General features: G+C 50.1%; 10 protein-coding genes and 1 rRNA gene. 9 read left to right on the top strand and 2 right to left on the bottom strand.

Annotated features, from left to right (window positions below):
- Positions 1–270: 270 nt before the first annotated feature.
- Positions 271–1,290, bottom strand: a complete 1,020-nt coding sequence (gene ispB / locus Q320_RS0109245) for an octaprenyl diphosphate synthase (RefSeq protein ID WP_211251211.1) — start codon at positions 1,288–1,290, stop codon at positions 271–273.
- Positions 1,291–1,468: 178 nt separating this feature from the next.
- Here ispB and rplU point away from each other — a divergent pair, with 178 nt between their 5' ends.
- From rplU to obgE, 3 genes are all read left to right on the top strand, one after another.
- Positions 1,469–1,780 (top strand): 50S ribosomal protein L21, encoded by a 312-nt coding sequence (gene rplU / locus Q320_RS0109250; RefSeq protein ID WP_027468767.1) that lies wholly within the window; start codon positions 1,469–1,471, stop codon positions 1,778–1,780.
- Positions 1,781–1,796: 16 nt separating this feature from the next.
- Entirely contained in the window at positions 1,797–2,084 is a 288-nt protein-coding gene (gene rpmA, locus Q320_RS0109255) for a 50S ribosomal protein L27 (protein ID WP_027468768.1), read from the top strand.
- 188 nt (positions 2,085–2,272) lie between these two features.
- On the top strand, positions 2,273–3,433 hold the full coding sequence (obgE, locus tag Q320_RS0109260; protein ID WP_027468769.1) for a GTPase ObgE: 1,161 nt from the start codon (positions 2,273–2,275) through the stop codon (positions 3,431–3,433).
- Between the two features lie 250 nt (positions 3,434–3,683).
- Here the strand turns inward: obgE and Q320_RS0109265 are convergent, their stop codons facing one another.
- Positions 3,684–4,226, bottom strand: a complete 543-nt coding sequence (locus Q320_RS0109265) for a hypothetical protein (RefSeq protein ID WP_035853326.1) — start codon at positions 4,224–4,226, stop codon at positions 3,684–3,686.
- Between the two features lie 290 nt (positions 4,227–4,516).
- On the opposite strand from Q320_RS0109265, the gene Q320_RS0109270 reads away from it, so the two are divergent.
- The 6 genes from Q320_RS0109270 to Q320_RS0109295 all read left to right on the top strand — a co-directional run.
- Positions 4,517–5,800 (top strand): hypothetical protein, encoded by a 1,284-nt coding sequence (locus Q320_RS0109270; RefSeq protein WP_027468771.1) that lies wholly within the window; start codon positions 4,517–4,519, stop codon positions 5,798–5,800.
- The gene (locus Q320_RS19255; RefSeq protein ID WP_035853328.1) at positions 5,800–6,462 is read left to right on the top strand and encodes a hypothetical protein; all 663 of its coding nucleotides are present in this window, start codon (positions 5,800–5,802) and stop codon (positions 6,460–6,462) included. The genes Q320_RS0109270 and Q320_RS19255 overlap by 1 nt, the downstream gene beginning before the upstream one ends.
- Entirely contained in the window at positions 6,459–6,995 is a 537-nt protein-coding gene (locus tag Q320_RS20785; protein ID WP_051534630.1) for a GNAT family N-acetyltransferase, read from the top strand. Before Q320_RS19255 ends, Q320_RS20785 begins: the two co-directional genes overlap by 4 nt.
- A 58-nt stretch (positions 6,996–7,053) precedes the next feature.
- Positions 7,054–9,891, top strand: coding sequence for an ATP-binding protein (locus Q320_RS19265; RefSeq protein ID WP_051534631.1), 2,838 nt, complete (start codon positions 7,054–7,056; stop codon positions 9,889–9,891).
- Positions 9,892–9,910: 19 nt separating this feature from the next.
- Positions 9,911–11,074: a THUMP domain-containing class I SAM-dependent RNA methyltransferase gene (locus Q320_RS0109290; RefSeq protein ID WP_027468772.1), complete on the top strand. Its 1,164-nt coding sequence runs from the start codon at positions 9,911–9,913 to the stop codon at positions 11,072–11,074.
- Positions 11,075–11,512: 438 nt separating this feature from the next.
- A 16S ribosomal RNA gene (locus Q320_RS0109295) occupies positions 11,513–11,584 on the top strand; the annotation flags it as partial.

An 11,584-nucleotide genomic window follows, 5' to 3' on the forward strand; every position in this document is an offset into this window, starting at 1 on the left:
GGATTGCCGCATAAAATCGATACCCCAATGTGAGCAGATATCGACACAACTTAAAAACCGTAAAAATCATCAATTCGTCATTCCGGCGAAGGCCGGAATCCAGCTGCAATGGCTATTTTAGCGATGCTCTGGATACCGACCTGCGTCGGTATGACGATCTAAATAAATGGCTTTGAACTTGTGTAAATTATTCTATCTGGGAGCAGATGGTTTCTACAGGATGAAGACCACGTAAAAAAGCCCAAGGCTTTCGACTTGGGCTGTTTGGTATTAGCTATTTCGGTCAATCGCCAATGTGGCCAAGGCATGCAAGCATTGCGTGTATGGATTGTCGGGCAGCAGAGCGAGGCAGGCTTTGGCGCGTTCAGCCTCGGCTTCGGCGGTTTTGCGTGCGTAATCGAGCGCGCCTGATTGTTGCACTGCGGCCAGCACCGCATCGAAGTTTTCGCGTTTGGCGTTTTCGAGTGCATCTTTCACGACCGCAGCAGCAGTGGCTTCGCCATATTTCATCACGTAAATGAGCGGCAGCGTGGGTTTACCTTCGGCCAAATCATCGCCCAGTGATTTACCGATTTCTTCCTGCTTGCCACTGTAATCGAGCACGTCGTCAATGATTTGAAATGCCGTACCCAAATGCATGCCATAACGCGCAATCGCATCTTCAGTCGCCGCATCGCTGTCGGTCAGAATTGCACCTAGACGTGCCGCCGCTTCAAAGAGTTTGGCCGTTTTGTAACGAATGACTTTGAGGTAGCCGTCTTCATCAATATCGGTATTGCCGATATTCATCAATTGCAACACTTCGCCTTCGGCGATGATATTGGTTGCATCGGATAACACTTCCATCACGCGCATCGAGCCGCAGCCGACCATAATCTGAAACGCGCGGCTGTAGAGAAAATCACCAACCAACACGGATGCCGCATTACCGAATAGCGCATTGGCGGTATCGCGGCCGCGGCGCAGGCTGGATTCATCGACGACATCATCATGCAAGAGCGTCGCGGTATGGATGAATTCAATCACCGCAGCCAGTTCGTGGTGTTTGTGTCCTTGGTAGCCCAGTGCTTGCGCGGCGAGCAATACAATCATTGGGCGCAGGCGTTTGCCGCCAGAAGCCACGATATATTCGGCCACTTGGCGCACCAAAACGACTTCTGAATATAAACGCTCACGAATGACGCTATCTACCGAGGCCATATCGGCATCTATGACCGACTTCACAAACTTCATCGACACGCTGGGTTCACCCTGATTTGAGGCGGCATACGCGGTTTGCTGCGTAGCCATTTGAATAGAATCCCGCGATATTAGCAGAAAACTAGAAATCCCGTCTTGCTTCAGATTTGCAGGCGAGTTAAGTGCTTGACTCTATTGGGAATCGTTAGTAGAATGCCCGATTCCCAATTTTGGGAAGGCACGTTAGCGTTTGTGCAACGTGTTGGGCCAAACTCCCTAGGAGCTTGTTATGTATGCAGTCGTAAAAACCGGTGGCAAGCAGTATAAAGTTGTCGTCGGCCAAAAATTAAACATAGAACAGATTACTGCAGACGTTGACAGCCAGATCGTACTCGAAGAAGTATTGATGGTTGCAGACGGTGAAGCCGTACAAATCGGCGCGCCTTTGGTTGCAGGTGCTTCCATCAAGGCTACTGTGGTATCTCATGGTCGTGCTGACAAGGTAACCATCTTCAAGATGCGTCGCCGTAAGCATTATATGCGTCGTGCTGGTCATCGCCAGAACTTCACTGAAATCCGTATCGACGCTATCGTCGCTTAATTAAGGAGCTTAAATAATGGCACATAAGAAAGCTGGTGGTAGTTCACGTAACGGTCGTGATTCAGAATCAAAACGCCTTGGTATCAAAGTATACGGTGGCGAGTTGATCCCTGCAGGTTCAATCATTGTTCGTCAACGTGGTACTGAATTCCACGCCGGCGACAACGTTGGCATGGGTAAAGATCATACTTTGTTCGCGAAATGTGACGGCTACGTTAAATACGCAGTGAAAGGCGCTTTGAAACGCCGCACTGTAATCGTATTGCCGTACGTTGGCGAAGAAGAAGCAGTAGCAGCGGTTTAATCGCTCTTACTGAGTAGGTTTGAAAGCCCTGTCCACGCGATAGGGCTTTTTTTGTTTTATAAATACGATGCGGTTTTAAGTCTAAGCGGTTTGCTGGATAGAGTTGCTAGTATCCAGCTCTATGTAGCAAGCCACTTCGCCTGCAAAGCAATACCTATGCTTTGCACCGAGATCGCCAGGAGAAGAAAATGAAATTTATTGATGAAGCACGGATTGAAGCCATTGGCGGCAAGGGCGGTAATGGCTCGGCCAGTATGCGCCGTGAAAAATTCGTTCCACGTGGCGGCCCAGACGGTGGCGACGGTGGTAAAGGCGGTACGGTGTGGGCGATTGCCGACGAAGACATCAACACGCTAGTTGATTATCGCTTCCAGAAAAAATACAAAGCGCGTGATGGCGACAATGGCCGTGGTGCGGATTGCTACGGCAAAGGCGGCGATGATATCGAATTGCGTATGCCGATTGGTACCGTCATTACCGATGCTGAAACCGGCGAAGTTGTTGCTGATTTGACGAGCAATGGCATGCGCTTTGCGATTGCGAAGGGTGGCACAGGCGGTTTTGGTAACTTGCACTTTAAATCGTCTATCAACCGCGCACCGCGCCAAACCACACCCGGTTTTGAAGGCCAGCGCCGTGACTTGCGTTTGGAATTGAAAGTGCTGGCTGATGTGGGTTTGCTGGGCATGCCTAATGCCGGTAAATCAACGTTTATTCGCGCCGTATCGGCAGCCAAACCGAAAGTGGCTGATTATCCATTTACCACTTTGTATCCCAACTTGGGTGTGGTGCGTATCGATGAAAACCGCAGTTTTGTCATTGCTGACGTTCCGGGTTTGATCGAAGGCGCAGCGGAAGGCGCTGGCTTGGGCCATCGTTTCTTGAAGCATTTGCAACGTACCGGCATTTTGCTGCATCTGGTTGATTTGGCTCCGTTTGATGCGGAAACTGATCCCGTTGCTGAAGCCAAAGCCATTGTTGAAGAGTTGCGTAAATACGACGAAGACCTACACCAAAAGCCACGTTGGTTGGTGCTGAATAAAGTCGACATGATTCCAGAAGACGAACGTGAAGAGCGCGTTGCCGCCTTCTTGGAAGCCTACGGTTGGGATGCGGGTGAACAAAATCCGTACGCCGATTTCGAGCCGTTAAAACCGCGCTTGTTTGTGATCGCAGGCTTGACCGGCGAAGGCTGCCGCGATTTGACCTACGCGATTATGGATTACCTCGAAGCCGCGAAAAAACTCGCGAAAGAAGCGGCCGCCGTTGAGGCTGACCGCCTCGCCGCCGAAAAGGCCGTCTTGCTGGCAGCGCGCGCTGCTGCGTTGGAAGCGGGTGATGTGAAGTAATTGATGGTTCGGAAGTGCATCTACTGAGTGCACTGACTAGCTAAAATATAAAAAGTCCTAATCGTATTGATCGGGGCTTTTTTTACGTTTTAAATTTAATAATGTATGGTGGGTATTTTAATCTGGCCTTTTATTGTCAATGGGTAGATGGATATACCTTTATTTTTAGTCAATACATCATCCAGTATGCTTGCTTAGGCGTAGGCGTAATTCGCTAATCTGGCTTAAGTATCAGGAATTGTGTTTAAGGCTAGTTAAGGGGGTAATCCTCTCTACTCAGCTTGGGGAACCGTTGAAGTACTTTGATTTCTTGAAGACTCGTTGGGTCACATGTATGTTCAAACTCCTTCATTTGTAGAGCGCTGTGGTCGTTTGGTCCCGTAAGAATAGCCTCCGCTGGAGCATAGGCGCTGAGCAGCACTCCTCCAGATTCCAGTGCATTTAAACCGCTTGCAAAAAGGCTGGCAACTTTAATATCAGGACTCCAGCAAAAACCAATTTTTTGCTGTTCGTAAAGGTGCTGACCTTCCCCACGGTAGAGAGTTAAGCCGCTGCCTTGATAGCCGGGCATAGTTTTTTTGAGTACTCGTAATATCAATGCGTCATCCCTTATCTTGTTTCTCAGGTGTCCGCCATTTACTGTCCACAGCATATGGGTTGCTGACTTATCAAAAGATACTGATGCTGCATGCTCATCAATGTAATTGAACGCCTCTATCCAAGTTTTACTATCCAGATCGTATACATATTCTCCTCGGAAGAAGAGCTCTGCTAAAGCTATTGGGCTGGTCATGGCAATAATGCTCTTTGTTATAAGGCTATGGTCGTACTGTGTAGCGTAGAAGCTCGGCAGAAGTAACGATTCTAGCAATTTGCAATAAATAAAGTGGTCTTACGTGTATTTCATGCAGGTTTGTGCCGATATCCAGCTCGTTTAGCCTTGCTTATGACAACGATTTGGCTGAAATTGGTGAATTCGAATTTGCGCCATTAATCATTTTTACCCTCCACCATCAGTCGAAAAGGATTGTCTTTCTAACGGTTTAGCTTTAGCCTTGCCCCTCCCTGATTTCTGTCATTTCCATGCAAGACGAAAACGATCTCTCCCAATTTTTTGCCCATGGCTTTGCGCCGCAGGATTTGCCGCCGATGGCGGGTTTATTGCGCGCGCGGCATTATTTGGATGCGTTTATTACGCTATTTCGCGGTGGCGACGATGAAGTACTCGTTCGCCTGCTGATTTTGCGTGAAATTGGCGCGCGCGCTGATGCGCCGCGCTGGTCGCCGCAAGATTTGCAATCGCATTTTTCCTATTTGAATTCGATCAAGCTCGATACGGTACTCAAGCGCCTGCGCGAAAATGGCCTGTTGATTTGGGATGGCGACGAGCAACTCTACGCAATGTCCGAATCGGGCCGCGTCGCGTTGGCTGCGCTCAGTACCGTGGTGCAATTTGCCGATGGCGATGCGGAACTCGGTTATCTGACGTCGCAGGTTGCTGCCGGGCAGTCGCTTGGCCAAGTGTCGAATGAAGTCTTGCTCAATTTGCTCGCGCGCTTGAATGAGCTGTACAGCGATTTTGAAGCGGCGCTTGAATCACAGTCCGAATTTCAAATCCGCGCCGCGCGTGAAAAGCTCGAAAAAGTCTGGCAGTGGGTCGAAAAAGGCACTGATGTGATTCGCACGGTGTTGACCGACGAAGAAACCGATCCGCGCGTGTATCAAATTGCGCAATCGATCGCGCTGGCGCAAGCCAGAATGCTGCGTTTGACCTCGGTGTTTCATCGCCGTTTATCCGAGCTGGCATCGCAGCGTGTGCATTTGGGGCAGTCCGGTCTGTCGACGACCAATGTCGCCGATTGGTTGCGCCAACAAACGCAAGAAAAACTGGCCGATATGGGGCGCGATTTGATTTTGTTCCATCCAGAGCCCGCGTTTGTCGTATCGGACGTGTTGCTGGATATTACCGAGTTTGAAGTGCTGGAGCGTGAGCGCCCAGTGAATCTCGTTAGTGAAATGCCGCAAGGTGCAGCAGCGCAGGTTGTGGGCGAAATCGAAGCCGAACGCCTGATGTTGGCTGAATCTTTGTATGAAGAGCTGCAACAGATGGCGGCAAACGGCATGGGTGGTGATTTGCCGACGGCCGTGCTTGCGCCAACCTACAAAGAAACTGCTTATCGACTCTCGCTGTTGTCACTGCTGGGCGATGCTGAAGCAGCGCTAGAGAAAAGCATCGTCGCCGATATTGTGAAGCTGCCTTTAAGTATTGAAATTACGGGCGAATTGCACGAGCCCGATCACCCCGAAGTCGCCAGTATTAGTGCTGGACGACTGATGTCTACCGTTTTGAAAAAGGCTGATAAGTAATGGATCAAGCCCTGAATATTTTAGTCGCTCGCCTATTGGCGCAGCGTTTTGTACTGCGTAAAGATCCGCTGGCGCGGCGCGCTTTGATTGACGAAGCGTTTCGCGAGTCGCTAGAGCATCGGCTCGCCGATTGCGGCCTGCAATTATTAGAAAATCCTTACGCCGAACACATTGCCGTTGCATTGCAGCCGCAAATGGAAGAATGGGTGTTTGGTGAGGGCGAAAACTGGTTGTCCAATAATATGGGTCTGCCGCGCGATGGGATTGCGCTGTTGGTCGTGGTTTGGGCGCTGATTATTTTGCCAAAACGCGAACGGCAAATCGCCCGCGTTGCCGTCGGTTCAGAAGATCAAAGCGATATGTTTGGCGCGGAAAAGCCGATTGAACACGGTGAAGGCGTCGCGCAAGGCATTTCGGAGGATGCGTTGTACGCCGATTTCGGCAAGGTGCTCGGCGGCAAAATGCGCTTTGCGACCAATCTGGGGCAACTCTCCAAACTCGGGTTTATTAATCGCCGCAATCGGATGATTTATGAAGGTCCATTGCTCGATTTGATGATCGACTACGCCAAACTCGCCCCGCGCATTATTAATGGTGCGCTGGCAGATATTTTGAAATTGACGGGCACGCAGATTGCGCCAGAAGCTGAGCTGCAAGAATGATTTTGCGTCCAGCGACACGTGATGATGTTGATTTTTTAATGTCTTTGCGTCGCGATGTGGAATCTTTACGTTTTATGCCGTTGAACGCATTGTCGTACGCTGAGTTGTCTGTTCGCGTTGCTGAATGTGCTGATGCATTAAAATTTGATGATTCGGCAGAGCTCATTTATGTGCTTGAGTTTGAAGGTTGTACGATTGGCATGGTTGGGGCTCGGCAGCGTTCAGCTCAAATGCGGTATGCCGAATTAACATACGCGCTGCTGCCGCAATGGCGTCAGCGTGGTTTGGCAACTCAGGCGATGAGGATGTGGATTGCTCAATTATTTGCAGTGGGTTATCGCCGTTTAGGTTTGATGATTTCGGCAGAAAATACAGCCTCACTCGCGTTGGCAAATAAATTGGGTTTCCAGCAGGAAGGCCTATTGCGTGAGCATTTTTTGATTGGCGGAATGCCGCAAGATCAAGTGGTTTTAGGTTTGCTCGCTACAGAATGGCAGCAAACATTACAAGGAAGTCAAAATGTTCCAGATTAAAGCTTTAGTAGGGCTGCATTGGGATTTCTGGCAAGAGTGTGTGGCGGAGATGCGCTAAATGTTTCAGATTAAAACGTTAGAAATGGTGCACTGGGATTTCTGGCAACGGATTTCAGTGCCGCTGGATGCTCAGATTGTGACGGTGGTGGGACCCAATGGTTCGGGTAAGACGACCTTGCTCGACGCGCTACGGACAATGCTGGCGCTGAAATGCTCGGGTCGCCGCGATTACAAGCGCTATGTTCGCAATAACAAAGAAAACATTGCGTGGTTGCGTGCTGTGGTGAGTAATCCGCGCCGCAGCGGTGGCGGATTTTTTCCCTATTTGTTTTTCCCGCTTTCTAGCGAAACGGTCACGCTGTTTTGTCGGATTAAAAAGCAGGGTGGTGATTGGGTGCGCCAGTACGCGATTGCTGAAGGCGATGCGCAGCTCGACGGCACGACTGAAACCACGCTGCAATGGTTGGGTGTGGGCGATTATCGTCGCCGTTTGGAGCAAGCCGGTTTAACGCCAGCGATTGCCGAGGTATTGGCCTTGGAGCAAGGCGATACCGACAAGCTATGCGAATACTCCCCTAAAACACTATTAGATTTGGTGTTTCAGGTGTTTGGCGATAAAGAAGTGCTGGATCATTACAGCGAGGCTAAATTGCGCTTGCGCGAGGCCGAGGGCGAGCTGGATAAAATGAACCAGCAACTGTCGCAATTGGGATTAGATGTTGAGCGTTTCCGCTTGCGTGCCAGTAGCTATTTAGAATGGTGTTCTTTGGGAACGGATACGGCGCGTTTGGAGCAGGAAGTGATTCCGGCGCTGCAAGTGGCCGAAGCGCAGGATAATTTGCGTAATTACTTGGCGCAATTTAAGCAAAATCGTCGCAGCCTGTGGAATCGGCGTGGTGATTTGGCGCAGCTGGAAAAGCAGCTTGCCGTGGCGCGCGTATCGGCGCAGCAAACTTTGCAGGGTGAATCGCAAAGCAAAGCGGATTACGATTTGCAATTTCAGGCCTTCCAAGCGGTGCGTGATGCCGCGCGCGATACTGAAAAGCTGATCAAAGAAGGCGAGCGCCTGCGTGAACTCGCTGAGCGTGAGCATGGCGCGGATGCGGTCGGTTTGAATGACCGCCTTGGCGAATTGAAATTACAAGAAGGCGATCTGAAATCGTGGCTGAAAACCGCCAAAGAAGAGCGCCAGCAGCTCTCTGAAGCGCAATTTGCGCTGCAAGCCGGTAAAGCGCCGTCGCCGGAATTTGTGCGGCAAATGCGCTCGGCGCTGGATGCTGCGGGAATTCCGCACCAATTGCTGACTGAAATTTGCGAAGTCAAAGACAATACTTGGCAAGACGCGGTGGAGGCTTTGCTTGCGCCATCCAAGCATTTGATTCTGTTGCAACGCGAAGCGGATAAACAACGCGCTTGGGAAGTGGGCGAGCGTTTGCGTTATCGCAGCTTTATTGTGTCCGAGCGCGAAGCTGCGCCGCGTGCGACCTTGGGCTCGATTTTAGAAATCCTTGATTTTAAAGCGCCAGTGCCAGCGTGGTTGGCGCGGCAAATGAATGGCATTCAACGCGTGAAATCGGTTGAGGCAGGTGCTCGCATTAACGGCGACTGGATCACGCGCGAGGGGTATCTGCGTGAACGCCGTGGTGCACGGTTCATTGGGGTCGATACCCGTGACTATGCTTTTGGCGAAGCCGCACGCCATTCTCGTTTAGCGGATATTGCACTGCGCTTAAAAGCGCTGAACGATGAAATCCTGAATAAAGAAGCCGACCTGAATAGTCTGATGCGCGACATCGCGGCAATCACTCAGCAATTGATGGGGATGCAGGCGGTGGTGCAATTGGCGAGTCGTCAGGCCGAATTGGCAGCCGCCGCCGCGCGTTATCCAGAAGAGCAAGCGGCTGTACAGCGTTTGGGTGCGGAATTGGCAGCGGCGCAAGCTGCGCTGGAGTCGTCGCGTGAAGGCCGTGCTGATTTGCGTTTGGGCGCACAAAAAATCGAAATCGAACGCGATCAATTGCAACGCGGCATTGATGAAATGCAGGCGCAAATGCAGCGCCAACGTAATGAAATCAGCCGCCAGCTCGGTATGATTCGCGTACTGAAAGAAAAAGCTTTGCCAGCGTGGTTAGTGCCTGCAACGCTGCGTCAGTTGAAAGAAGACTACAACAGCGTGTCTGAAGTTCGTCACATGATGGCGCGCCAAGCCGAGCAATTGAGCCAAGCGCATTGGGAAAAAGACGAAAGCATCGTGCAGCGCCGCGATAAGCTGGTGAATGATTACAAAGCATTGGAAGGTGAGTCGGTCGGCCATCGTCAAGAAGTTGATCGCACCGCGCAGCTGACCGACGAAGCGCGCGCAGCGTATATTAATAAATTGCGCGCGACGGTTCGCGCCTACGGTCGAAATGTGAAAGGCTTGGGCGAATTGGCGGGGATTGATGTTGAGCTTGATATGCCGCATTTGGAAAACGACGATGTGGTGCTGGCGCAAGCGGGTTTGACGGCGCGCTTCAATTTCGATCAAAAAGGCATGATGGGCTTGAACGATGGCGAAGCGTCGGGCGGTCAGCAGGTAATGAAATCGCTCATTCTGTTGATTGGCTTGATGATGGATGAAAGTAATCCATCGGGCTTTGTATTTATCGACGAGCCCTTCGCGCATTTGGATATTTTCAATATTGATCGTGTCGGCGCTTTCTTAAAAGCAACCAATGCGCAGTATTTGATTACGACGCCGCTGACGCACAATACCAATGTTTACGGCCCTGCCGAGTTAACGCTAACGACGCGTAAAAAACGTCCAGGCGAAACTTGGGCGCCGCTCATAATGCAAACACGGCGTCGTACCGAGCAAAATTCGCTCGATGCGAGTAAAGTGCCAACAACTATTTAGTTTTTAAAAGAAGAACTCAGTGCTACAAATTTTTGATTTTTTTGCCCCTTGCCCACGCGGCCTTGAAACCGTTCTGGAAAAAGAGCTAGAAGCATTGGCCGCCAAGAATATTAATGTCACCGATGGTGGCGTGTCGTTTTCTGGCCCGTGGACCTTGATGTATAAAGCCAATCTGTATTCACGCGTTGCGAGCCGCGTGTTGTGGAAATTGGTTGAGAAGCCTTATCGATCAGAAGACGATATTTTCCGTTTGGCACGCGATACCGAATGGGCCGAGATTTTTGCCGTAGAAAATACGATTAAAGTCAGCGTAACCGCAGTGCGCTCGCCAGTGCGGAGTACCAATTTTGTCGCGCTGAAAGTGAAAGACGGCATTTGCGATCGCTTTCGCCTCAAATGCGGCAATCGTCCTAGCGTGAACACTGAAGCGCCCGATATGCGGATTAATGTTTATCTATCAGAGAAAAACGTCACGCTGTATTTAGATACTTCAGGCGAACCGCTATTTAAACGGGGTTATCGAGTTGAAACTGGGGATGCGCCATTGCGTGAAAATCTAGCTGCGGGGATTTTATCCCTGAGCGGCTGGACGCCCGATCAAGCGTTTTACGATCCAATGTGCGGTTCGGGCACTTTCTTGGTTGAAGCGGCCATGATTGCGCGCCGCGTTGCGCCGGGTAAAGATAGAGAATTTGCCTTCCAAAAAATGCGCATGTTCGACAAAACCTTCTGGCAAAACATTTTGAACGAGGCTAAAGCGCAAGAACTCAGTGCCGCGCCGAATGTGATCATGGGTAGCGATGTATCGAGTACCGTGTTGGTTCATGCAAAAGCTAATATCGAAGCTGCGGGTATGCAAGATAGTATTCAGTTAAAACAATTGAATGTACTCGATGCAAAACCGCCAGCAGAGTCGGGCGTGTGGATCTGTAATCCACCATATGGCGCGCGGATGGATGAGAAAGAACATCTGGCGACCTTGTACCCAGAATGGGCGACGGTATTAAAGCAACGCTTTGCTGGCTGGAATACTTATTTCCTCACTGCCGACTTGGATATGCCTAAACATATGCGTTTGAAAGCATCAAAACGCACGGTATTGTTTAACGGCCCACTGGAATGCCGCCTGTTTGAATACAAAATGATTGCTGGCGGCAATCGGGATAAGCCAAAAGAGGAATAAAATCGCAGTAATAGCAGTGTTTACACTGTTTTAGTTTGATTTCACATAAAGGGCGCATCAGCGCCCTTTATGGTTTCTAGCGTTTGCGGCATTTTTGTTTCAAATCTGTTTCTTTGTAAATCAACAACTTATCGCCTTCTGTCTATTTTCTTTGCACGCAGGTGTTGACGTGTTTGGGGCTGGGGCGTATATTTCGGCCTCTCTGCTGCTGACACAGCAAACGAAACAAGCGGTTCTCTAGCTAGTTTCGGTGTCTAAGCCACTGATCTTTAACAAAATACAGCCGATGAGTGTGAGTGCTTGGTTTGCCAGTCAAACAAGTGCTTACACTCTCAAAATGATCTGTTGAATGTAAATTCTTCAGGTTTGAAGTGATGTAGGAATGGCGTTAAAACCATTTCAAAAGTAAGCCAAGTTGTACAAATTAGCACAGAGATTAAACGAAAGAGTTTGATCCTGGCTCAGATTGAACGCTGGCGGCATGCTTTACACATGCAAGTCGAACGGTAA

This window comes from Deefgea rivuli DSM 18356 (assembly GCF_000620145.1).
Lineage (GTDB): Bacteria > Pseudomonadota > Gammaproteobacteria > Burkholderiales > Chitinibacteraceae > Deefgea > Deefgea rivuli.